At 68.5% G+C, this 20771-nt stretch carries 22 protein-coding genes; 12 read left to right on the top strand and 10 right to left on the bottom strand.

Going from position 1 to position 20771, the window contains the following annotated elements:
* Positions 1-4: 4 nt before the first annotated feature.
* Positions 5-1075 carry a 3-isopropylmalate dehydrogenase gene (gene leuB / locus E5P3_RS29675; RefSeq protein WP_162589235.1) on the top strand — a complete coding sequence of 357 codons (1071 nt, stop codon included), beginning with the start codon at positions 5-7 and terminating at the stop codon, positions 1073-1075.
* Between the two features lie 10 nt (positions 1076-1085).
* Here leuB and E5P3_RS29670 read toward each other — a convergent pair whose 3' ends face one another.
* Positions 1086-1529 carry a hypothetical protein gene (locus E5P3_RS29670; protein WP_162589234.1) on the bottom strand — a complete coding sequence of 148 codons (444 nt, stop codon included), beginning with the start codon at positions 1527-1529 and terminating at the stop codon, positions 1086-1088.
* A 168-nt stretch (positions 1530-1697) separates the two neighbouring features.
* Here E5P3_RS29670 and E5P3_RS29665 point away from each other — a divergent pair, with 168 nt between their 5' ends.
* Both E5P3_RS29665 and E5P3_RS29660 read left to right on the top strand, forming a co-directional pair.
* A complete protein-coding gene (locus E5P3_RS29665) occupies positions 1698-3275 on the top strand; it encodes an FAD-dependent monooxygenase (protein WP_162589233.1) in 1578 nt (525 codons plus the stop codon).
* Positions 3276-3338: 63 nt separating this feature from the next.
* Positions 3339-4631, top strand: a complete 1293-nt coding sequence (locus tag E5P3_RS29660) for an extracellular catalytic domain type 1 short-chain-length polyhydroxyalkanoate depolymerase (protein ID WP_197893995.1) — start codon at positions 3339-3341, stop codon at positions 4629-4631.
* A 6-nt stretch (positions 4632-4637) separates the two neighbouring features.
* Here E5P3_RS29660 and E5P3_RS29655 read toward each other — a convergent pair whose 3' ends face one another.
* The gene (locus E5P3_RS29655; protein WP_162589231.1) at positions 4638-5711 is read right to left on the bottom strand and encodes a pirin family protein; all 1074 of its coding nucleotides are present in this window, start codon (positions 5709-5711) and stop codon (positions 4638-4640) included.
* 279 nt (positions 5712-5990) lie between these two features.
* On the opposite strand from E5P3_RS29655, the gene E5P3_RS29650 reads away from it, so the two are divergent.
* Both E5P3_RS29650 and E5P3_RS29645 read left to right on the top strand, forming a co-directional pair.
* Positions 5991-6329, top strand: a complete 339-nt coding sequence (locus E5P3_RS29650) for a hypothetical protein (RefSeq protein WP_162589230.1) — start codon at positions 5991-5993, stop codon at positions 6327-6329.
* Between the two features lie 100 nt (positions 6330-6429).
* Positions 6430-6669, top strand: a complete 240-nt coding sequence (locus E5P3_RS29645; RefSeq protein WP_162589229.1) for a hypothetical protein — start codon at positions 6430-6432, stop codon at positions 6667-6669.
* A gap of 61 nt (positions 6670-6730) precedes the next feature.
* Here E5P3_RS29645 and E5P3_RS29640 read toward each other — a convergent pair whose 3' ends face one another.
* The gene (locus E5P3_RS29640) at positions 6731-7210 is read right to left on the bottom strand and encodes an FKBP-type peptidyl-prolyl cis-trans isomerase (RefSeq protein ID WP_162589228.1); all 480 of its coding nucleotides are present in this window, start codon (positions 7208-7210) and stop codon (positions 6731-6733) included.
* Between the two features lie 157 nt (positions 7211-7367).
* On the opposite strand from E5P3_RS29640, the gene E5P3_RS29635 reads away from it, so the two are divergent.
* Positions 7368-8399 carry an SDR family oxidoreductase gene (locus tag E5P3_RS29635; protein WP_162589227.1) on the top strand — a complete coding sequence of 344 codons (1032 nt, stop codon included), beginning with the start codon at positions 7368-7370 and terminating at the stop codon, positions 8397-8399.
* A 34-nt stretch (positions 8400-8433) separates the two neighbouring features.
* Here E5P3_RS29635 and E5P3_RS29630 read toward each other — a convergent pair whose 3' ends face one another.
* Positions 8434-9192 (bottom strand): SDR family oxidoreductase, encoded by a 759-nt coding sequence (locus E5P3_RS29630; protein ID WP_162589226.1) that lies wholly within the window; start codon positions 9190-9192, stop codon positions 8434-8436.
* A 130-nt stretch (positions 9193-9322) separates the two neighbouring features.
* Here E5P3_RS29630 and E5P3_RS29625 point away from each other — a divergent pair, with 130 nt between their 5' ends.
* Both E5P3_RS29625 and E5P3_RS29620 read left to right on the top strand, forming a co-directional pair.
* Entirely contained in the window at positions 9323-10231 is a 909-nt protein-coding gene (locus E5P3_RS29625) for a LysR family transcriptional regulator (protein ID WP_162589225.1), read from the top strand.
* A 101-nt stretch (positions 10232-10332) separates the two neighbouring features.
* A complete protein-coding gene (locus tag E5P3_RS29620; RefSeq protein WP_162589224.1) occupies positions 10333-11487 on the top strand; it encodes a YihY/virulence factor BrkB family protein in 1155 nt (384 codons plus the stop codon).
* Here E5P3_RS29620 and E5P3_RS29615 read toward each other — a convergent pair.
* Entirely contained in the window at positions 11462-12460 is a 999-nt protein-coding gene (locus E5P3_RS29615) for an SDR family oxidoreductase (protein WP_162589223.1), read from the bottom strand. The two genes, E5P3_RS29620 and E5P3_RS29615, sit on opposite strands and share 26 nt — an antisense overlap.
* 195 nt (positions 12461-12655) lie before the next feature.
* Between E5P3_RS29615 and E5P3_RS29610 the strand changes: the two genes are divergently transcribed.
* Complete coding sequence (locus E5P3_RS29610; RefSeq protein WP_162589222.1) at positions 12656-13951, top strand: Nramp family divalent metal transporter; 1296 nt, start codon at positions 12656-12658, stop codon at positions 13949-13951.
* Positions 13952-13967: 16 nt separating this feature from the next.
* Here the strand turns inward: E5P3_RS29610 and E5P3_RS29605 are convergent, their stop codons facing one another.
* The gene (locus tag E5P3_RS29605) at positions 13968-14471 is read right to left on the bottom strand and encodes a CinA family protein (RefSeq protein ID WP_162589221.1); all 504 of its coding nucleotides are present in this window, start codon (positions 14469-14471) and stop codon (positions 13968-13970) included.
* Positions 14472-14604: 133 nt separating this feature from the next.
* Here E5P3_RS29605 and E5P3_RS29600 point away from each other — a divergent pair, with 133 nt between their 5' ends.
* A complete protein-coding gene (locus E5P3_RS29600) occupies positions 14605-16944 on the top strand; it encodes an ATP-dependent DNA helicase (RefSeq protein ID WP_162589220.1) in 2340 nt (779 codons plus the stop codon).
* On the opposite strand, the gene E5P3_RS29595 is transcribed toward E5P3_RS29600, so the two are convergent.
* Positions 16901-17116, bottom strand: a complete 216-nt coding sequence (locus E5P3_RS29595) for a hypothetical protein (RefSeq protein WP_162589219.1) — start codon at positions 17114-17116, stop codon at positions 16901-16903. The two genes, E5P3_RS29600 and E5P3_RS29595, sit on opposite strands and share 44 nt — an antisense overlap.
* Before the next feature lie 232 nt (positions 17117-17348).
* Here E5P3_RS29595 and E5P3_RS29590 point away from each other — a divergent pair, with 232 nt between their 5' ends.
* Together E5P3_RS29590 and E5P3_RS29585 are read left to right on the top strand one after the other, a co-directional pair.
* On the top strand, positions 17349-17606 hold the full coding sequence (locus tag E5P3_RS29590; protein WP_162589218.1) for a hypothetical protein: 258 nt from the start codon (positions 17349-17351) through the stop codon (positions 17604-17606).
* A 135-nt stretch (positions 17607-17741) separates the two neighbouring features.
* The gene (locus E5P3_RS29585) at positions 17742-18050 is read left to right on the top strand and encodes a plasmid stabilization protein (RefSeq protein WP_162589217.1); all 309 of its coding nucleotides are present in this window, start codon (positions 17742-17744) and stop codon (positions 18048-18050) included.
* A 13-nt stretch (positions 18051-18063) separates the two neighbouring features.
* Here E5P3_RS29585 and E5P3_RS29580 read toward each other — a convergent pair whose 3' ends face one another.
* The 3 genes from E5P3_RS29580 to E5P3_RS29570 all read right to left on the bottom strand — a co-directional run bounded on the left by E5P3_RS29580 (position 18064) and on the right by E5P3_RS29570 (position 20565).
* A complete protein-coding gene (locus tag E5P3_RS29580) occupies positions 18064-18252 on the bottom strand; it encodes a hypothetical protein (RefSeq protein WP_162589216.1) in 189 nt (62 codons plus the stop codon).
* A gap of 99 nt (positions 18253-18351) precedes the next feature.
* On the bottom strand, positions 18352-19557 hold the full coding sequence (locus E5P3_RS29575) for a hypothetical protein (protein ID WP_162589215.1): 1206 nt from the start codon (positions 19555-19557) through the stop codon (positions 18352-18354).
* Between the two features lie 6 nt (positions 19558-19563).
* Positions 19564-20565 carry a hypothetical protein gene (locus tag E5P3_RS29570; protein WP_162589214.1) on the bottom strand — a complete coding sequence of 334 codons (1002 nt, stop codon included), beginning with the start codon at positions 20563-20565 and terminating at the stop codon, positions 19564-19566.
* Between the last annotated feature and the right edge of the window lie 206 nt (positions 20566-20771).

Raw genomic sequence — 20771 nt, 5'->3', positions numbered from 1 at the left:
CCCCATGAAGATCGCAGTGTTGCCCGGTGACGGCATCGGCCCCGAAGTCACGGCCGAAGCCGTGCGCGTGCTGAAGGCCGTGCTGGGTTCCGGCCAGGCCGTGGAGCTGGTCGAGGCGCCGATCGGCCAGGCCGGCATCGACAGTGCCGGCGACCCGCTGCCGCAGGCCACGCTCGCCATCGCGCGCGCCGCGGACGCCATCCTGTTCGGCTCTGCCGGGATGCCCGGCGACGAGGCCATCGCCTTTGCCATGCGGCCCGGCGCCAGCCTGCTGCGGCTGCGCCAGGACCTGGGCTTGTTCGCCAACTTCCGGCCGGCCTTCCTCTTTCCCGAGCTGATCGGCGCCTCCACCCTCAAGCCCGAGGTGATCGAGGGCCTGGACCTGATGATCCTGCGCGAGCTCACCGGCGATGTCTACTTCGGCGAGCCGCGCGGCAGCGGCACCAACGCGCGCGGCGAGCGCGAGGCCTTCAACACGATGCGCTACTCCGAGCCCGAAGTGGAGCGCATCGCGCACGTCGCCTTCCGCACCGCGCGGGCGCGCCGGCGCAAGCTCTGCTCGGTGGACAAGGCCAACGTGCTGGAGGTGATGCAGCTGTGGCGAGAGGTGGTCACGCGCGTCGGCGCCGAGTACCCGGACGTGGAGCTCACGCATCTCTTCGTCGACGCCGCCGCGATGCAGCTGATGCGCGCGCCGAAGCAGTTCGACGTGATCGTCACCGGCAACATCTTCGGCGACATCCTCTCGGATGCGGCCGCGATGCTGACCGGGTCGATCGGCATGTTGCCTTCGGCCTCGATGGCTGCGGGCACCAAGGGGCTGTACGAGCCGGTGCACGGCACGGCGCCCGACATCGCCGGCAAGGACCTGGCGAACCCGCTCGCCGCCATCCTCTCGATGGCGATGATGCTGCGCTATTCCTTCGGGCTGGCCGAGCACGCGGACCGCGTCGAGGCCGCGGTCCGCAAGGTGCTGGCCGAGGGCCTGCGCACCGGCGACATCTTCCAGCCCGGCATGCGGCGCGTGGGCACGCGCGAGATGGGCGAGGCGGTGGTAGCGGCGGTGCGGGGTTGAGGGTGGCGCGTCAGCGCGCGAGCATGGCCTTGAGCTGCGCATAGGCCTTCGGGTCCTCCTCCCGCAGCGCCTCGATGTCCTGCTGCAGGCGTTCCAGCCGGGGCAGGCGCGCATTCTTCTTGATGCGCGCAATGTCATCCGCAAGCGCCTTGAAGTCGTCGATGCGCGGATCGTCCCTGGCGCTGGCCGGAAGGCGCTCGACCAGGACCGAGATCGCGTCCATCAGCCGGCCGATCTGGCGCCCGTAGCTGTGCTGCTGCAGCACATCGCGCTCGATGGCGGGCGCTGAAGAGTTGTTGTAGGTGACGTTGAACAGCGACCAGCCCGGGTTGATCTGCTGATCGAGCCGCTGCGGTGCGACCGACGACCACGGCCAGGGCGGCACGTCCCAGTTCCACCATGCGTTTCGGGCGGCGCCGAAGTCCGCCGCGCCGCCTTCCCCCGCTGTCGCCATACGTCCTCCTGCCAGGCGCACCGCGCGCCACGCGCATGGTAGCCGTGTGCCGCATCGTGCGCCATGCGCGCGCGCCGGCTCCGGCTGGCCTCGGTCGCCGGGAGTTGCGCGAGGACGATCTGCAGGCGCCCAATGACGAACGGGTGAAAGCGCCTGAAAGGAGTGGCCATGGATTGCGATGTCCTTGTCGTCGGTGCCGGTCCCACCGGCCTCATGCTGGCCAACCAGCTAGCGCGTCGTGGCGTGCGCACGCTGATCATCGATCGCCACGCGGGACCGGCGCGCGAGACCCGGGCCCTGGGCGTGCAGGCGCGCACGCTGGAGATCTACGCGAAGCTGGGCGTGGTGGACCGCGCACTGGCGCTCGGCAAGCGCGGCTCGGGCGCCAACCTGTGGGCCGAAGGGCGGCGCATGGCACGCGTTCCGCTCGGCGATGCGGGCGCGCAGCTGAGCCCCTATCCCTACATTCTCGTGCTCGGACAGGACGACAACGAGAAGATCCTGGGCGAGCGGCTGCACGACTTCGGCCTCTCGGTCCGCTGGAACACCGAGCTGCTGGCCCTCACCCAGACGCCCGAGTGCGCGACGGCGACGCTGAAGCTGGCGAGCGGCGAGATGCAGGAGATCGAGACCGCCTGGGTCGCCGGCTGCGACGGCGCCCGCAGCGCGGTGCGCGAGCAGAGCGGAATCGGCTTTCCGGGCGCGTCCTACGAGCATGTGTTCTTCGTCGCCGACGTGCAGGCGACCGGCAGCATGGTGCCGGACGAGGTCAACGTCTACCTGTACAAGGACGGCTTCCACCTGCTGTTCCCGATGCGCGGGCAGGACCACTGGCGCCTGGTCGGCATCCTGCCGGCGGCGCTGCGCGACAGGGAGGGTGTGCGCTTCGATGACGTGATTCCCTCTGTGCGCAAGGAGGCCGGCGCCGGCCTCGCCTTCGAGGGCTGCAGCTGGTTCTCCACCTACCGCATCCATCACCGCAGCGCCTCGCGCTTTCGCGAGGGCCGCGCCTTCGTGCTCGGCGATGCGGCCCACATCCACAGCCCGGTCGGCGCGCAGGGCATGAACACGGGCCTGCAGGACGCCTACAACCTGGGGTGGAAGCTGGCCCTGGTCGTGCAGGGGCAGGCCGATGAGGCGCTGCTGGACTCGTACGAGGCCGAGCGCCTGCCGGTCGCGCGACGCCTGCTCGACACCACCGACCGCGGCTTCAAGCTGGTGGTGTCCGACAACTGGTTCGCCGGCCTGCTGCGCACCGAGGTGCTGGCACGCGTCGGCGCGCTGGCCATGAGCCGGCCGCGCATTCAACGCATGGCCTTTCGGGTGGTGTCGCAGATCGGCATCCACTATCGAGCCAGCGCCCTGTCGCTCTCGCTGGACGACCCGCCCCAGGGCGCGCCGCGCGCTGGCGATCGTTTTCCGTGGCTTCGGCTGCGCTTCTCGGCGGACGGGCCGCCGCAGGACGTGTTCGACAAGCTCGATGACCTGCATTTCCACCTGCTCGTGTTCGGCCAGCCGGCGCCGCAGGCGCCCCTGCTCCTGCCCGGCGAGCGGGTGCGCGTCCATGCCTTCCCGCCGGACCCCGGCAACGCAGCGGAACTGGCGCGCCAGAAGCTGCCGCAGCTTTCGTTCTATTTGCTGCGGCCCGACGGCCATATCGCGCTGTGCGGCGCGCGGCTGGACCTCGCGGCGCTCGCGCGCCATGCAGCCGGGCCCCTGGGCCTGCGGACGCTCCCCCTTGGGTAGGATTGCGAGCGTTGCGGGCTCACGCCAAGATCGGTGCCCCCCATGCCCAAAGGACGGTGCACCATGGCCTCTACGCTGACGCGCTGCGTCGCCATCGCCCTGCTCGGGCTGCTCGTGCTGGCGAGCGCATGGCCCGCCCAGGCCGGCACCACCAGCGCCTTCACCCTGTCCCCGCAAAGCTATTCCGGCTCGCGCGAGCGCCAGTACAAGGTCTACGTGCCGGATGGCCTCGTCACCCCGGCGCCGATGGTGATGGCGCTGCATGGCTGCCAGCAGACGCACGACGACGTGCTGCGCGACTGGGGCCTCACCGCCGCAGCCGATCGTTTCGGCTTCATCCTGGTCGCCCCCTTCATCACCAGCTACGACGGCCTGCGCAACACCAACTGCTGGGGCTTCTGGCTCGACCAGCACCGCCACCAGGGCCGCGGCGAGCCCGAGGACCTGCACCAGATCGGGCGGCAGGTGGAGGCGCGCTTCGGCATCGACCCGCGGCGGCGCTACGTGACCGGGCTGTCCTCGGGCGCGGCGATGGCGGTGGTGCTCTCGGTCACGCACAACGAGTATTTCGCCGCGGCGGCCAGCGCCTCGGGCCTGCCCTATGGCGAGGACGCGGCCTCGGTGTCCTTCTCGGGCTGCCCCGGCAACGCGAGCTTCCACGCGGTGAACCAGGTGGTGGCGGACATGCGGCGCGAGCGCAATGCGAGCGACCCGATCCCGCTGCTGGTGTTGCAGAACAACCAGGACTGCACCGTGATCCAGCCTGCCGGCCGCAACCTGCGCGATGCGCAGCTGCAGCTCAACGGCGGCGCGGCGCGCGACACGCCGGCCGAGGCGCTGGCACAGCAGCGACCCTGCACGCCTGTCAACGGGCCGGACTACGGCTGCCAGCAGAGTTTCTACACCGTCGATGCGCAGCCCGGCAGCCGCTCGCTGGTGGAGACGGTGTTCTACAACGGGCCGGCCGCCACGCCCGATCCCGCCGACACCGACCACGGCCACTACTGGATCGGCGGGCAGGCGGGCCGCGATGGCAAGTGGGCGCTGCAGCGCGGGCCGAGCTATCCGGACATCGTGTGGGACTTCTTCTCGCGTCATGCGGCCGACACCACCAGCCCGCCACCACCGCCTCCGCCTCCGCCTCCGCCACCTAGCTGCACCAGCGTGGTCGCCGCGCCGGGCGCCCACGTCGGCGCCGGCCGCGCCACCTACGGCGGGTTGTTCGGCATGCGCGCCATCAGCACCGGCGACATGCGCGACATCGGCTTCGCCTGGGACTACTTCTTCACGAGGGTGGCGCTGCACCAGGGCGCGGGTGGCCGCTGGTTCGTACAGCCGCCCGCCGGCTGCGGCTGAGTTGCCCTAGCCGCGGGCGAGCGCGCCCGCCGGCAGCTCGGGCCGTTCCTCGCTCCCATCCGGATGCCGTGCAAAGCGCGCCGGATCGTGCCCATGCACCGGCGCCATGTCGGCCCAGGGCCAGCCGCCGAACTGGGTGCGGCGGTAGTCGGCCATGGCTTGCGCAATCTCGGCCTGCGTGTTCATCACGAAGGGACCGTACTGCGCCACCGGTTCGCCGATCGGCCGGCCCTGCAGCACCAGGAACTCGCTTTCCTCGTCGCCATTGATGAGCTCCACCCGGGCATCCGCGCGCAGCTCGATCGCGGCATGGTGGTCGACCTTCTGGCCCGCCACGCTGACCGAGCGGCCCTTGAAGAAGTACAGGCTGCGCCGCGTGCCCTGGCCCGTCGCGGCGGGCAGCACCCAGCAGGCATGGGGCTCCATCTTCAGGGTCCAGATGGCCACGTCGGCATCGGGCTGCGCGGCCCACGAATCGGGCGGCGGCGTCAGCGGCCCCCCGGCGCCCGGCGCACCATCGATCGGCGGGATGCGCCCGGCGACGCTGGCCACCTCGGTCGAGCGGCCCTCGCCATCCATCGCGGTGAAGCGCGGGATGTCCTCGGCCCAGAACATGGTGAAGTGCGGCTGCGCCATCTTGCTGCGCGCCGGCAGGTTGAGCCAGATCTGGAACAGCTCCAGCGGATTGGGCCCGGCCCGGTCCAGCAGCGGGAACATCTCCGCGTGCACGATGCCGCGGCCGGCGGTGAGCCATTGCACGTCGCCGCCGCCGAAGCGCGCGGTCGCGCCCAGCGAATCGGAATGGTCGATGAGGCCCTTGCGCACGATGGTCACCGTCTCGAAGCCGCGATGCGGATGGCCCGGGAACCCCGGCACCGCGTTACCGTGGTACATGCTCCAGCCGTCCTTGCGGCTGAAGTCCTGGCCGAGATCGCGCCCGGCCAGCGAGGCTTCGGGCCCCATCTGCGCGTTGGCGCGCGGGTAGGCGTCGTCGTGGTAGGCGCAGAACAGGAAGGGATCGATGGTCTTCCAGGGGAAGCCGAGGGCTTCGAGGCGGACGATGGGGCCGGCGGCGCTCATGATGTTCTTTCCTGTGCGACAGACATTCATTCTGATCCGATCGAAGCGACCGGGCATGGTTCACCGCAGGTGGGGGCAGTCCCGGCGGGGTGAAGTGCCGGGCGCAGGACGCTGTCGCCTCGCCAACGCAACGATCTGCATGGCGATTGCCGTCCTGTTCGCTCAATGGGCGGCGGCCGGGCGGGCCCACAATTCCGGCCACGGGCTTGCAAGCCCTTCGACATCGCAGGCCGCGGCGAGAGAGACCGTCGCGAGCCTCGCCTCCACGAGCAGAACAACATGGACCAGCAGCCATTTCAGCAGCGCCACCAGGACCGCCGTCACGGAAAGGGCGGCGTCCCCACCCGAACCATGTGCACCCAGCCCTTGCCGCTGCCGCTGCAGCTGCCCACGTCGGTCCGGGCGCCGCGCCAGACGCCAGGCCCGGTGAGGCGCTTCGCCATCCCCTTCCTGGCCGTGATGGGTTATTACGCACTGGGCGTCTGCACCTTCTCGGTCATGGCCGCGGCCAATGTGCCGGGTGGCGGCGACGTGCCGCAGGTCATCTGGCGTGCCGTCGAGAACACCAGCCTGATCGCCCTGGCCGCCGCGCTGGCCGCCGGGTGCTGGTGGGTCTGACACGAAGCCGGGACGGCGCCCCGCCTGGCCCAGGGCGCCTTCCTACACAGGGGCCGCGCAACCGGGGGCTACCTTGCAGTGACGCAAGGAGTCACCCGAAATGCCCATCGCCACCCCGCCCCCGGATTCCGATCCGACCATCGTGCCGCCTTCAACCAAGCAGCCCACCCAGGCGGAAGCGTGGGAAACCGGCATCGCGACCGACCTCCCCGCGAAGGCCGACGCGCCTGCAGGCGACGCCAAGCGCCTGACAGACCTTGTCAAGCTCTGGCCGCAGGACAGGTCGAAGGCCTTCTTGGCACTGGGCCGGCCGCAGGTCGAGGGGGAGGATGCGGCGTGATGGCTGCGATCCTTGCGGTGCGCTATTTGTGGCTCCAGTGCACGGACAGTCGGGTCCGCGCTCAGTGATGATGGCCGTGCTCGCCATGCACATGGCGATGCGCAATCTCTTCCTGCGTCGCCGCGCGCACGCCGGTCACGCTCAGGCTGAACTTGAGTGACTTGCCCGCGAGCGGATGATTGGCGTCGAGGATCACCTGCGGGCCCTTGATCTTCACCACGTTGAACACCTGCGGTTCGCCTTGGTCGTTGCGGCCCTCGAGCTGGCCGCCGACCTTGACGCCGGGCGGAAAGTCCGCCTTCGGGATGGTGCGCAGCAGCGACTCGTCGCGCTCGCCGAAGGCATCGCTGGGCGCCAGGTGCAGCGTGGCCTGGAAGCCCGCTTCCTTGCCCTCCAGCGCGGCCTCGATCTTGGGGAAGGTGTTGTTGTAGCCGCCATGGAGGTAGACCATCGGGTCGCGGCTTTCCTCGATCAGCTTGCTCGTGGTGGCGTCGGCGACCTTGTAGCGCAGGGTCACGACGGTGTCTTTCTGGATTTTCATGGTCGGAAGTGGGGCTTGACTGTCGGAAGCGGGATTCTCGGTCAGGTCGGGCTTGTCATCGATCGCCCACACGGCGACGGAGCCGGCTCCCACGACGCGTGCGCCGACACGACCGGATAAGGGAAGCAACTCGCGTCTCGTACAGCGGAGCCTCCCAATGTCTTCCTCGTCCTCTTCCCCTGCTTTCCCATCACCGAGCGCCTCGTACAAGCTGTCTCCGGTCGTCGTCCTCACCGGCGCCTCCAGCGGCATCGGGCGCGCGGCCGCAATCGCCTTTGCCGGCGAAGGCGCCGACCTGGTGCTTGCGGCGCGCGAGCGCGAAGCGCTCGAGGTCGTCGCCGCCGAATGCAGCGAGGCCGGCGCGCGCGTGCTGGTGCAGCCCACCGACGTCACCGACGCGGCGGCGGTCAAGCGGCTGGCCGACGCGGCCCTGGAGCGCTTCGGCCAGATCGACGTGTGGATCAACAATGTCGGGGTGGGCGCCATCGGCCTGTTCCACCAGACGCCCATCGACGCGCACCGGCGCGTGGTCGAGGCCAACCTGCTGGGCCACATGAACGGCGCCCATGCCGTGCTGCCCCACTTCCGGGCCCGCGGCTGCGGAACGCTGATCAACATGATCTCGCTCGGCGGCTGGGTGTCGTCGCCCTATGCCGCGGCGTACAGCGCCAGCAAGTTCGGGCTGCGCGGCTTCTCCGAGGCGCTGCGCGCCGAAGTGGCGCAGCTGCCGCAGGTGCATGTGTGTGATGTCTACCCCACCTTCGTCGATACGCCCGGCGTTACGCACGGCGCGAACTACAGCGGCCACCGGCTGAGCCCACCGCCGGGCCTGGTCGATCCGCGGCGCGTGGCCGACGTCCTGCTGTCGCTGAGCCGGAGGCCGCGCGCCTCGACCTACATCGGCCTCGGGGCGCGGCCTGGCATCTGGGCCCATGCGCTGGCGCCGAACCTGATGGGGCGGCTGATGCGGTGGGTGACCGAGCGCGCGCTGGAACGCGCCGAACCTCGGCCGCAGACCGAGGGCAACCTGTTCGCGCCCTCGCGCGGACACGCGATCGATGGCGGCTTCATGGCCTCGCGGCCGAGCCATCGCACCGCCGCGACCTGGGGCATCGCGGCCACCGCGCTCGGCGCGGCGGCGCTCGCGGGTTGGTGGGCGGTGCGGCGGCGCAGGCCGGCAAGCTACTGAGCGCCCGCGCTGCCCCGGTGCCGCCTGCAGGCGCTCAGAAGTCCTGAGACACCGGCCGCAGCACCACTTCGTTGATGTCGACGTCCGCGGGCTGCTCGACCGCATACACCACCGCGCGTGCCACGGAATCGGCGGGGATCTGGCTCGCTTCGTAGAAGGCCTGCACGCCGGCGGCCGTCTCCGCATCGGTGGTGCCGAACTTCAGCTCGGACTCCACCGCGCCGGGCGACACGATGGTCACGCGCACGCCGCTGTTGCCCACCTCCACGCGCAAACCCTCGGAGATCGCCCGCACCGCAAACTTGGTGGCGCTGTACACGGTGCCGATGGGCGTGAATACCTTCAGTCCCGCGATCGATGCGACGTTGACGATGTGGCCGCTGCCCTGCGCCTGCATGCGCGGCAGCACGGCGGCGATGCCGTAGAGCACGCCCTTGATGTTGACGTCGATGGTGCGGTCCCACTCGTCGACCTTGAGCTTCCCCAGCGGCGACAGCGGCATCACGCCGGCGTTGTTGACCAGCACGTCGATGCGGCCGAAGGCTTCGACGGCGGCCTCCGCCAGCTTCTCGAGGTCGGCGCGTTTCGCCACGTCGGTGGCGACCGCGATGGCCTCGCCGCCGGCTTCGCGGATCTCGGCGACCAGCTGCTCGAGCCGGTCGGTGCGCCGCGCCGCCAGCACCACCTTGGCGCCGCGCGCGGCCAGGTGGCGCGCGGTCGATTCGCCGAGCCCGCTGCTGGCGCCGGTGACGATGGCGACCTTGCCGCGAATGTTGTCTTGAACGGATGTCATGGAAGCTTCCTTTCGAAGGGTTGAGGAGGAGTGACGTCAGTGTGGAAAATCCAAACGTTCCCGTAAATGAAACTTCGGCGCGTTCTGAATTCCTGATTTCGGAACGGCCATTCCGTGAAAGTCGTCCGCCATGTCCAACCGCCTCGAAGCCCTGCGCATCTTCTGCACCGCCGCGGACGCGGCCAACTTCCGCGAAGCGGCGATCCGCCTGTCGGTCTCGCCGCAGGTGGTGACGCGCGCGGTGCGCGAGCTGGAGGAGGAGCTGGGCGAGCCGCTGTTCCACCGCAGCACCCGCGGGGTGCAGCTCACCGATTTCGGGCGCGCCCTGGTCGAGCGGGCGCGCACCGCGGTGGGCGGCGTGGATGCGCTCTTCCATCGCACCGACCGGCGCGCGCTCTCGCAGCACGCGGGCACGGTGCGGGTGACGGTGCCCAGCGTGTTCGGCCGCCGCTGGATTCCGCAGCTGCTGGCACCGGTGCTGGCCGGCCATCCCGGCCTGCTGCTGGACCTTCGGCTGTCGGAGGAGATGGCCGACGTGGTCGACCAGCACATCGACATCGGCGTGCGCGTGGGCCGCCAGCCCGACAGCCGCTTCGTGGCCCGCACGGTGGAGCGCATGGCGCTGATGGTGGTGGCGGCGCCGGCGCTCATAGCCCGCACTGGCGTACCGCGCAGCATCGAGGACCTCCAGCGCCTGCCCCTCACGGCCTTGATCGATCCCAGGTCGGGCCGGCCCTGGTACTGGGCCTTCAGCCGCAAGCGCCAGATGCCGGTATCCGCGCCGGCCTTCGTCACCGACGACACCGATGCCGAATGCACCGCCGTGCTGGCCGGCCTGGGCTTCGGGCAGCTGGTGGCGCCGCTGGCGCAGCCCTGGCTGCAGACCGGGCAGCTGGTCTCGGTGCTCGATGCCGAGGCGCCCGAGCCGTGGCCCGTGCACGTGTGGCGCGCGCAGCGCGCGCCCGTGCCCGCGCGCGTGCGGCTGGTGTACGACACGCTGGTGCGCGCATGGGCTGGCGGCGCGAAGCCGACGCGCTGACGCGCGGATGGGCGGGCGCCTACTCGATCTTGCAAGCTTGCCGCATGGCGCCGGCAGCGGCATGGAAGACATTGAGCCCACCAACCGCGAGGCCCGCCGCCATGAACCTCAAGCACCTGTACGCCCTTTGCCGACAGTCCGTCTCTGCCTGGGTCGACGACTACGCGCCGAGCATGGGCGCCGCGATCTCGTACTACACGATCTTCTCGCTCACTCCGCTGCTGGTGATCGTGATCGCGATCGCGGGTGCGCTGTTCGGACGCGAGGCAGCGCAGGGCCGCATCGTCGAGCAGATTTCCGGCCTGGTGGGGCGCGAGGGCGCGACCGCGGTCGAGGCGATGCTGCGCAGCGTGAGCGAGCCCGACAAGGGCCTGATCGCGGGCCTGATCAGCGCTGTGGTGCTGCTGGTCGGCGCCACGACCGTGTTCGCAGAGCTGCAGAGCGCGCTCGACCGCATCTGGCACGTCCCCGAGCGCGAGAAGCCCTCCGGCCTATGGGCGGTACTGCGCGCGCGGCTGCTGTCCTTCGGGCTGATCCTGGGCCTGGCTTTCCTGCTGATGGTGTCGCTGGTGGTGAGCGCCGGACTGTCGGCCTTCGGCAACTGGTTCGGCGGGCTGCTGCCAGGCTGGGAAGTGCTGCTGCACGCACTCAACATGCTGATCTCGCTGGGCATCGTCACGCTGCTGTTCGCGATGATCTACAAGCTGATGCCGACGGCGCGTATTGCGTGGCGGGACGTCTGGATCGGTGCCCTGGTGACGGCGGTCCTCTTCGAGCTCGGCAAGCTGGGCATCGGGCTGTACCTGGGCAAGAGCGGCGTCAACGAGTCCTTTGCCGCGGCGGGCTCGCTGGTGCTGCTGGTGGCGTGGGTGTACTACGCGGTGCAGATCTTCCTGCTGGGGGCCGAGTTCACCAAGGTCTACGCCAACTCGCAGGGCTCGACGTCGGGCACGAAGGCGGTCCAGGCCACGAAGGTCGCGGCGGCTGAAGCGGAGGCGGGGACGGACCGCGTGGATGGCGCGGAACTGCGGCCGGCGCTCGCCCAGGCAGCGCCGGACTACTCGGCCATCGGCCGCACGGCGCGCACGCAGGAGGAGATCGATCGCCGGGTGGACCGCGCGAGCGCCACGCTGCTGCGACAGGTGCTGCTGCTGGGGGCGCTCACCCTCGGCAACGTGCTGGCCGAGCACTGGGCGCGGCGCCAGCGCAAGGCCGGACGCCGCCGCGCCGTTATACCGCCCCGACGCTCCCGGTGATCGGCAGCACGATGCCCGTGATGTAGCTCGCGCACGCGGGCGCCGCCAGGAACACGTAGGCCGGCGACAGCTCTTCCGGCTGGGCCGGCCGCTTCATGTCGGTCTGCTTGCCGAAGTTCTGCACCTCGTCGGCCGAACGGTCCGCGGGATTGAGCGGCGTCCACACCGGGCCCGGCGCCACCGCGTTCACGCGGATGCCCTTGTCGAGCAGGTTGCTGGCCAGCGACTTCGTGAAGGCGTGGATTGCGCCCTTGGTGGTCGAATAGTCGAGCAGGTGCGCGCTGCCCTCCAGCCCGGTGACGGACCCGGTGTTGATGATCGAGCCGCCGCGGGGCAGGTGCGGCACGGCGGCGCGTGCCATCTGGAAATAGCCGTAGATGTTGGTCTTGAAGGTGAGGTCCAGCCGCTCGTCGCTGATGTCCTCGATGTTGGCCGCGTGCAGCTGGAAGGCGGCGTTGTTGACCAGGATGTCGAGCTTGCCGAAGGCCTCGAGCGTTTCCTTCACCGCGCGTCGGCAGAACTCCGGATCGCGCACGTCGCCGGGGATCAGCACGCAGTGGCGGCCCTCTTCATGGATGCACCGCCTTGTTTCCTCGGCATCGACCTGCTCGTCCTCGAGGTAGACGATGGCCACGTCCGCGCCTTCGCGCGCGTAGAGCAACGCCACTGCGCGTCCGATTCCGGAGTCGCCGCCGGTCACCAGCGCCACCATGCCGTCGAGCTTGCCGCTGCCGAGGTAGCCGGAGGCCTGGAAGCGCGGTTGCAGGTCCATCTCGGCCTCGATGCCGGGCTTCTCGAGGTGCTGGGCGGGCATCGGGTTCTCGGGCTCGGGTCGGTGGCCGGCCTGCACCGCCTTCTTGCTGGGCTTGGCTTCGCCGGACTTGCGGTCCTTGGCGTCCTGTTCGCGCTGCACCTTGCGCTGCTGCTCGGCGGTCTCGCTGGTGTCCGACGAAGTGTCCTGGGTGGAAGGCATGGAAAGGCTCCTGCTGGATGAAGGGAATGCAACCACCGTAGACAGCCCCCCGGAGGCCTCATGTCGTCCGATGCCGCATCGCCCGCGCAGACTCGATGACGTCCCACAGCGGGATGCGGCCGGCGCCTATCCGGCCTGGCCCTCCGTCCGGCGACCTTGCGCCGTCAGCTGAACTCAGCAGTTTCGCCCCCCGCCATGAGCACCCCTCCCCTCAGCGCCGCTCCCAGTGCAAGCGAAAGCCGGCAACGTTGGTGGACGCGGCTGGGACCAGGGCTCATCACCGGCGCCGCCGATGACGACCCGAGCGGCATCGCCACCTATTCGCAGGCCGGCGCGCAGCTGGGCTACGGCGCGGGCTGGATGCTGCTCTTCACCTACCCGCTGATGGTGGGCATCCAGCTCGCCAGCGCGCGCATCGGGCGCGTCACCGGCAGGAGCCTGACCGCGAACTTCGCACACTTCTGCCCGCGCTGGCTGGTGGCCGCGCTGGTGCTGCTGCTGCTGGCCGCCAATGTCATCAACCTCGGTGCCGACCTCAATGCGATGGGGGCTGCCGCCGCGCTGGTGCTGCCGGGCCGCGCCGCCTGGTATGTGGTGGGCTTCGGGCTGGTGTCGCTGCTGCTGCAGGTCTTCCTGCCCTACCGGCGCTATGTGCGCGTGCTCAAGTGGCTCACGCTCTCGCTCTTCGCCTACGTGGCGGTGGTCTTCGCGGTGGACGTGGACTGGCCCGCCGCGCTGAAGGGCACCTTCTTGCCTTCCTTCGAATGGAACAAGGCGTATGTGACCACCGTGGTCGCGATCCTGGGCACCACCATCAGCCCCTACCTCTTCTTCTGGCAGGCGGCGCAGGAGGTCGAGGAGATCAAGCGCGTGCCGCGCGACCAGCCCCTGCGCGTGGCGCCCGAGCAGGCGCGTCGCGAGCTGCGAAGGCTGCGCATCGACACCGCGGTGGGCATGGGCTTCTCCAACCTGGTGGCCTTCTTCATGATCGTCGCCACCGCGGCCACGCTGCACGCCAACGGCATCACCGACATCGAGACCACCGAACAGGCCGCCCAGGCATTGCGCCCCATCGCGGGCGAGGCAGCCTTCCTGCTGTTTGCACTCGGCATCATCGGCACGGGCCTGTTGGCCCTGCCCGTGCTCGCGGGCTCGGCCGCGGACGCGGTGGCCTGCTACTTCCGAGTGCGCAGGGGCCTGGACCTGTCGCTGGCCGAGGGCCGCAGCTTTTACGGCATCCTGGCTGCAGCGATGATCCTCGGCCTGGCCATCGGGCTCTCGGGCATCAACCCGATCTCGGCGTTGTACTGGTCGGCGGTGATCAACGGCGTGATCGCGGTGCCCGTGATGGTGGCCGTGATGGTCGCGGCCAGCAGCCCCAAGGTGATGGGGCCGATGGTGCTGCCTCTCAAGTGGAAGGTGCTGGGTTGGCTCGCCACCGCCGCGATGACGGCGGCCTCGCTGGCGCTGCTCTTCGTCTCGGTAAGCTGAGCCGACCGCTGCGGCGTCACGCCTTGAAGCGCCGGTGGTAGTGGGCAATGCGCTGCAGCGCGTAGTCTGCCGCGGCTTCGCGGATCTCGTTGCGTTCGCCGGGAAAGCGCTTCGTCTCGGTGAAGATCTGCGTGCGGCTGCCGTCGCGGAACGCCCAGGCGAAACACTGCGTGCCGGCCGGAACGGCGGCGTCGGTGTCGTCGGCCACGCCGGTGTTGGCGATCGCCAGGTTGGCGTCGCTGTGCGAGAGGGCGCCGCGCGCCATCTCCACCGCCACGGGTTCGCTGGTGAGGTTGAAGCGTTCCAGCGTCGCCTTCTTCACGCCCAGGCAGCGGTGCTTCGCCTTGGGGTCGTAGACCACGAAGGCCGACTCCAGCACCTGGCCCGCGCCCGGTGCCGAGGCCAGGCGCGAGGCGATCAGTCCCGCGGTGCAGGATTCGGCCGTCACCAGCACCAGCCCGTGCGCCTGCAGGTAGTGCGCCGCGGCGTTGCCCGCGCCGTTGCCGTCGGTGTTCTCCATGGGGAAGCTCCTTCAGGAAGGTCCAAGCGACTTTCAGGCTAGGAACCCGCGGGGGCATGGCGTGTCCGTGCTGCGCGAGGACGGCTGTAGGGGCTTGGCGCGCGGGCCACTGTATATTCATCCAGATTGCCGCATGACGACCGTTCCTTCCTCCCCGCCAGCCGTCGAGCCGGTGCCCGACGCCGAGCTCGTGGTCTCGGTCAAGGCCCTGTGCGCCTTCGCCGCGCGGGCCGGTGACCTGGACCTGCGCTTCGTGCCGGTGCCCAGCGCGCAGGAGGGCGTGGCAGGCCATCGGCTGGTGCAGGGGCGGCGTGGCGCGGCATACGAAAGCGAGCTGGGCCTCGCGGCGCGCTTCGGGCGCCTGCGGGTGCGCGGCCGGGCCGATGGCTACGATCCGCAGGGCCGCCGGCTGGAGGAGATCAAGACCTTCCGCGGCGACTTCGAGGCCATCCGCGCGAACCACCGCGCGCTGCACTGGGCCCAGGCACGCTGCTACGCATGGATGCTGTGCGAGGCGCGCGGCCTGGAAAGCCTCGAGGTGGCGCTGGTCTACCTGGACCTGGGCTCGGACGAAGAGCACGCGATCGCCGAGGCCATGACGCGCCAGGCCCTGCGCGAGCACTTCGAGGCGCTGTGCCGTCGCTACCTCGCCTGGGCCGAGCAGGAAGCCGCGCATCGCGCCGCGCGCGATGTGGCCATGGACGCACTGGCCTTCCCGCATGCGGGCTTCCGGCCCGGCCAGCGCGAATTGGCGCAGGCGGTCTACCGCACCGCCGTCGCCGAACGCTGCCTGCTGGCACAGGCGCCCACCGGCATCGGCAAGACGGTTGCCACCCTCTTCCCGCTGCTCAAGGCGGGGGCCAGGCAGCGCATCGACAAGTTCATCTTCCTCACGGCCAAGACCTCGGGCCGGGCGATTGCGCTGGAGGGCCTGCGCCTGCTGGGCGGCGAGGCCGGCCGCCCGCTGCGCGTGCTGGAGCTGGCTGCGCGCGAGAAGGTCTGCGAGCACCCGGACAAGAGCTGCCACGGCGACTCCTGCCCGCTGGCGCGCGGCTTCTACGACCGCCTGCCGGCCGCGCGCGCGGAGGCCGTGGGTGCGGGCTGGCTGGATCGCGCCGAGCTGCGGCGCATCGCGCTGGCGCATGCGGTCTGCCCCTATTTCCTCGCGCAGGAACTGGCGCGCTGGTGCGACGCCATCGTCGGCGACTACAACTACTATTTCGACGGCAGCGCCTTCCTGTGGGCGCTGGGCCAGGAGGAAGGCTGGCGCGCCGCGCTCCTGGTGGACGAGGCGCACAACCTGCTGGACCGGGCGCGCGGCATGTACAGCGCTCGTCTCCATGCGGCGGCCCTGGGCGCGGTTCGCCGCCAGGCGCCCCCGCTCGTCAAGAAGGCGCTGGGCAAGCTGCAGCGCGAGTGGCGGCGGCACCAGCAGACGCAAGTGGAGCCCTACCGCGCCTCGGACACCATTCCGCCCGCCTTGGCACGTGCGCTGCAGGAAACGGTGGTCACGATGGGCGACCACTTTGCCGCGCAGCCCCAGGAGGCACAAGGCGCGCTGCAGCAGTGCTTCTTCGACCTGGTGCAGTTCGCGCGGCTGGCGGATTCCTTCGGCGAGCACTCCGTCTTCGAGTCCACGCTGGAAGAAGACGGCGGCGGCGAGGCGCTGGCGATCCGCAACCTGGTGCCCGCGCCCTTCCTGCGCGGCCGCTTCGCCGGCAGCCTCAGCAGCGCCTGCTTCTCCGGGACGTTGGCGCCCTTTTCCTTCTACCGCGACATGCTCGGCCTGCCCGACGACACCGCCACGCTGGACGTGGGCTCGCCCTTTCGCAGCGAGCAGCTGACGGTGCGCATCGCGATGGATGTCTCGACCCGCTTTCGCGACCGCGCCGGTTCGCTGCAACGCCTGGTCGGCCTCATCGCCGCGCAGTACACGCAGCAACCCGGCAACTATCTCGCGTTCTTCAGCAGCTTCGACTACCTGTCCAGCGCCTTCGAGGCCCTGGCCGCGCGCCATCCCGAGGTGCCCGCCTGGGCCCAGGCCCGGGGCATGCGCGAGGCCGAGCGCGAGGCGTTCCTGGCGCGCTTCGCGCCAGGCGGGCGGGGGGTCGGTTTCGCAGTGTTGGGCGGGGCCTTCGGCGAGGGCATCGACCTGCCAGGCGACCGGCTGGTCGGCGCCTTCGTGGCCAGCCTGGGCCTGCCGCAGCACAACCCGGCCAACGAGCGCATGCGTGAACGCATGCAGGCGCTGTTCGGCGAGGGCTACGCCTACACCTATGTCTACCCGGGGCTGCAGAAGGTGGTGCAGGCAGCCGGGCGAGTCATACGCACCGAACAGGACTCGGGCGTGCTCTACCTGCTGGACGATCGCTTTGCGCGCGAGGACATCCGCGCGCTGCTGCCCGCCTGGTGGCGGGTGCAGCCGCTCTTCAGCGCTTCGCGTCGTCCTTTGCGCCTTCCTGCTTCGGCGTGATGACCTTGTCCACGGTGACGGACACCGGGTCGCTGGCCGGGAAGGATTCCTCGACGCCGTTGTCCAGCGCCTCTTCGCTGGGCTCCTCGGCCACCGGCTTGTGCTGCTCGGGTGGCGCGTCGTGCTTCTCCGAGGTCGGGAAGGGGAAGGGTTCGGTCGATGTCGTGCCCATGAGGCCTCCTCGTGATCGTGGAAATCCAAGCTAGGACCCTGGGCTGCACGGTGCTGTAGGAAGCGGCGCCAAGGCCCTGCCGACATTCGTCCCGCGGCCGCGCGCGCGAATTGGCCTACGCCGCCGGGGAGTGCCGGACTGCGTCAGGCGCGATTCGCAGGCGGCAGCCTGAATTACAGCTTGAGCTTCATCGCATCGGCTGCTTCATCGCATCGAATTGAAAGGAGACTCCATGACCGACACCAAGACCGAACAACCCGCCCCGCCCGGCCCACTGGGCGAGCACGAAGCCCGGCTCGGCGATCGCGGCGATGCCTCGGGCCGCAACATCGAACAGAACCGTGCGCTGGGCCAGGACGACCCCTTGCACGGCAGCCGCATGGGACGTCGGCTGTACGACGGGACCGGCCAGCCGGGCATCCCGGATATCGGCACCGACGCGGCCCAGCTCGAGGAAGCGAAGCGCATGGCGCGCGACAGCAAGCGGTGAGCTGCGCGATCCGGAAATTGCATCGGCACGTGCACACGACGGAGGGCGCTGACGCGCAGTGCATCGGCGTTCCTACCCGAGTGCCTGCGCGCCGGCGCAGCATGCGGGGCCTCAACGCATCTTCAAGGAGTGACCATGCCCAGAGGTGACAAATCGTCCTATACGGACAAGCAGAAACGTCAGGCCGAGCACATCGAGGAAGGCTATGAGAAGCGCGGCCTTGGCGAGAAGGAAGCCGAACGCCGCGCGTGGGCCACGGTGAACGCGGAGACCGGCGGCGGCAAGAAGAGCGGCTCCGGCCGCGGCAAGGCGGAGAACCATGCGCCCTCGCGCAAGGGCGGCCACAAGGGTGGCGCCGCCTCCGCGGGCCGCACCGCCGCGCAGCGCTCGGCCTCGGCCAAGAAGGCGGCTGCCACGCGCAAGCGAAACGCCGCCGCCCATTGATCGAGGCGGATGCTCAGGGCAGGGGCTGGGCCCCGGCGCGCTTGAGCAGCTCCGCCAAATGCAGCTCGACGGCGAACAGGCGCTCGTTGAGCACCGCGGTCTGAAGCCGTACCGCTTCGATGATGGCGCGCGTAGCCGGGTCGGGCGCCGTGTTCGAGAGTTCCTGCAGCTCGTGCAGCTTCCTGCGCAGTTCGTTGCTCATCATGTTCCTCTATTGGCGATCAATCGGATGAGAGATCGTAGGGGCACGAGGCGCTCCGCCAAGCAGTGAATCTGGGCATTGCGCTTCCAGAGGATGGGGCTATCGCCGCGGTGGAGGGACGTACACGGGATACCCCGGAGGGGCGGGGCTCGGTCCGATTATTGGGCCCGTGTGCGTCATGGCAACCCCGGGCGGAGGTAGAGGTGGCGGGTTCTTCATCTGCGCCCTGATCGCCTGGACCATGGCGGCCATGTCCGCATTGCCAGGGAGTTGTGAGGCGTAGACCTGCGAAATGGCGACGAGCTTCTGAACGGGCGAATCAGGCGTGGCAGCCGCCAGCATGGGGCCCGCCTGCGGTGAAAGCAGGAAGCTCATGATCTTGCGTTCATCGGTGTTCGGTTGGCTTAGTCTCGCAACGATGACTTCGTCCATGCCGCGCCCGGTCTTGTGGCTTTCGATCGCGGCGCTCGCGCGCGGCCATTCTGTGTAGCGAACCGAACCCCCGAGGCCGAAGCCGACCCGGGGACCAAACTCCGGCTCCGTTGTGCGCAGCAACTCAGCCATGTCTTCTGATGACTTGAGGAACGACACGGCGTTGAATTCCTCGCCGCTGTTGAGGGCCATGACCAGCACATCGCGGCCGATCAAGCTGCCGGCCGAGCGGATTTCAGCGAGATATTCTTTTTTCTTCCCCAGGGGCGCACTGGGGATCAGATGGGCCAACTCCTGAAAATATGCATCGGTATCGAGGGCCCCATTTTCGAGCGCGTTTTTCAATACAAGCTCAGTTCCGGGCTGATACTCGACTCTTCGAGCATATTTGACAGCTGCCTGTCCAGCTACCTTCTTGTCGGGGTCTGCTGCCAAGGTTTTCAAATCGAGAGCGATGTCATCGTTGGCGCCTGTTGTATTTTCCCGGTTATAGAGGCTGGCCAATATCCTGATCATCGGAATTTTTTCGTCTGAGCTCAAAGTTCCGCTCTGCAAGAGCGCGCGGGCGAGGCTCACGGATTGAGCAGTAGCGGGAACGCCTTTGACGTCAATTTCCTCCAGTGCCCTCCGGCCTTCCAGTCCTGGGTGTGGTCTGTAGTGAAGCAGCGGATTTTGTTCGTTCGTCCTCGCGGAGGCAATGGCGACTTTGGCCTTGTACCCGGCAGCGCCGTCGCTCCTTTGCGAGGCATCTGGCTTGCCATTTTCTTCCGTAGGAGATAGAGAGGACGCGCCAGACGGCACTTCAGCGCGATAAAGCGTAAATGCAGCCGTCAGGATGGCGACTGGAACCAGGACCCAGAATGTTCTTGCCATGCTGCTTCAGCCCTTGTAGTTCTTCAATTTTTCGAAAATGGTCAAGGGAGTGACCAGGGACTGCAGATCTCCCCCCGTGAACGTAAGCCAGCGCCATATGGATGCGTTTTCCGGCGCCAGCACATTGATGTAATAACCCTGGGCATTTGTTGGATTGAGATACAGAGCTTTGTAAATATCCAGCAGATAGGTGTCGCAGCGATAGCGCCCTTGCTCAGAGGGAGAATTTGGCGTCTTGGGGTACGCTGTCTTGGTTGAGCCGGCAAAATATGTATATTCTGCACCGATTGCCAGAATTTGAAAGGCGCGTAACACCATCGCCCATCTTGCATGTACGGTTTGGTAGCTATTGGTGCCACAGTAGTCATTGAAGCATCCGCGACCAAAGAATTCCGGAATCTTGGGGGAGGCGCCGCCCCAGTATCCGTTGTAGGATCTTTGCTTGAAATTTTCGAGTGTGTTGAATGCGACGGCGTTCGTTTTCCCGTCATTCAGAACTTCATAAACGCCACCCGCACCGTCATAAAGTCCAATGTGTCCCAGCGCTGAGTACGGCATGTTGCTTTCTATACTGCGGCCCACTGCATCGCCTTGATATTTCGGATCTTCCACCTGAATGTCAGCTCCAATATCCCAGAGCGCCTGCCCATTCTGATAGACCACCAGGTTGCCGTCATCTTGTGCGGCAATGAAGGCCCCTGGATGACCATTGGTGCGCGTTTGCCACACCGCCCTCCAGGCAGCGTCGTAGACGACAAAATTGCCGTCTCCTTGCATGACGGCCAAGTGGCCGCCGTTGGCGTGCGTGGAGGTCCACCATCTGGCAGACCAGTCGGACGTTCTGTAATACACGAGATTACCGTCGCCTTGCATGACCAGCCGGTATCGGCCGTCATCCGAAGACAGTGTCTGGCCTTTGTAAATAGCTTGATCGGGATAAAGATTTGCAGAATGTGCAAAGCCTGCCATCCCCAACATGAAGGCGGCGAACAAGATCAGGGCTCTCATTATTTCTCTTGAGGATTTCGGGGCCGCTGATCTTATGGAGCTATTGAGCGATCCTTTTTGCGGTGAGACAATTTGTCAGATTCGGTGGGACAGGGGAGCGGGGCGCTTTCTTAAATTGCTACGCAGCCGGGCCGCGATGGGCCGGCGGGCCGATCATCGAATCGAAACCGGCGGGACGTGCCCGCCCGGCACAGGAAAGGGCGGGG

The sequence above is a fragment of the Variovorax sp. RA8 genome (assembly GCF_901827175.1).
Lineage (GTDB): Bacteria > Pseudomonadota > Gammaproteobacteria > Burkholderiales > Burkholderiaceae_C > Variovorax.
This window is presented reverse-complemented; position numbering and strand designations above follow the sequence as displayed.

Excerpts from the sequence above, each read along its gene's own strand:
- E5P3_RS29570 (WP_162589214.1), bottom strand. The coding sequence starts at position 20,565 with ATGAGAGCCCTGATCTTGTTCGCCGCCTTCATGTTGGGGATGGCAGGC.
- E5P3_RS29640 (WP_162589228.1), bottom strand. The coding sequence starts at position 7,210 with ATGAAAATCCAGAAAGACACCGTCGTGACCCTGCGCTACAAGGTCGCC.
- E5P3_RS29600 (WP_162589220.1), top strand. The coding sequence starts at position 14,605 with ATGACGACCGTTCCTTCCTCCCCGCCAGCCGTCGAGCCGGTGCCCGAC.
- E5P3_RS29575 (WP_162589215.1), bottom strand. The coding sequence starts at position 19,557 with ATGGCAAGAACATTCTGGGTCCTGGTTCCAGTCGCCATCCTGACGGCT.
- E5P3_RS29580 (WP_162589216.1), bottom strand. The coding sequence starts at position 18,252 with ATGAGCAACGAACTGCGCAGGAAGCTGCACGAGCTGCAGGAACTCTCG.
- E5P3_RS29635 (WP_162589227.1), top strand. The coding sequence starts at position 7,368 with ATGTCTTCCTCGTCCTCTTCCCCTGCTTTCCCATCACCGAGCGCCTCG.
- E5P3_RS29615 (WP_162589223.1), bottom strand. The coding sequence starts at position 12,460 with ATGCCTTCCACCCAGGACACTTCGTCGGACACCAGCGAGACCGCCGAG.
- leuB (WP_162589235.1), top strand. The coding sequence starts at position 5 with ATGAAGATCGCAGTGTTGCCCGGTGACGGCATCGGCCCCGAAGTCACG.
- E5P3_RS29605 (WP_162589221.1), bottom strand. The coding sequence starts at position 14,471 with ATGGAGAACACCGACGGCAACGGCGCGGGCAACGCCGCGGCGCACTAC.
- E5P3_RS29645 (WP_162589229.1), top strand. The coding sequence starts at position 6,430 with ATGCCCATCGCCACCCCGCCCCCGGATTCCGATCCGACCATCGTGCCG.
- E5P3_RS29650 (WP_162589230.1), top strand. The coding sequence starts at position 5,991 with ATGGACCAGCAGCCATTTCAGCAGCGCCACCAGGACCGCCGTCACGGA.
- E5P3_RS29620 (WP_162589224.1), top strand. The coding sequence starts at position 10,333 with ATGAACCTCAAGCACCTGTACGCCCTTTGCCGACAGTCCGTCTCTGCC.
- E5P3_RS29595 (WP_162589219.1), bottom strand. The coding sequence starts at position 17,116 with ATGGGCACGACATCGACCGAACCCTTCCCCTTCCCGACCTCGGAGAAG.
- E5P3_RS29630 (WP_162589226.1), bottom strand. The coding sequence starts at position 9,192 with ATGACATCCGTTCAAGACAACATTCGCGGCAAGGTCGCCATCGTCACC.
- E5P3_RS29590 (WP_162589218.1), top strand. The coding sequence starts at position 17,349 with ATGACCGACACCAAGACCGAACAACCCGCCCCGCCCGGCCCACTGGGC.
- E5P3_RS29665 (WP_162589233.1), top strand. The coding sequence starts at position 1,698 with ATGGATTGCGATGTCCTTGTCGTCGGTGCCGGTCCCACCGGCCTCATG.
- E5P3_RS29585 (WP_162589217.1), top strand. The coding sequence starts at position 17,742 with ATGCCCAGAGGTGACAAATCGTCCTATACGGACAAGCAGAAACGTCAG.
- E5P3_RS29660 (WP_197893995.1), top strand. The coding sequence starts at position 3,339 with ATGGCCTCTACGCTGACGCGCTGCGTCGCCATCGCCCTGCTCGGGCTG.
- E5P3_RS29655 (WP_162589231.1), bottom strand. The coding sequence starts at position 5,711 with ATGAGCGCCGCCGGCCCCATCGTCCGCCTCGAAGCCCTCGGCTTCCCC.
- E5P3_RS29625 (WP_162589225.1), top strand. The coding sequence starts at position 9,323 with ATGTCCAACCGCCTCGAAGCCCTGCGCATCTTCTGCACCGCCGCGGAC.
- E5P3_RS29670 (WP_162589234.1), bottom strand. The coding sequence starts at position 1,529 with ATGGCGACAGCGGGGGAAGGCGGCGCGGCGGACTTCGGCGCCGCCCGA.
- E5P3_RS29610 (WP_162589222.1), top strand. The coding sequence starts at position 12,656 with ATGAGCACCCCTCCCCTCAGCGCCGCTCCCAGTGCAAGCGAAAGCCGG.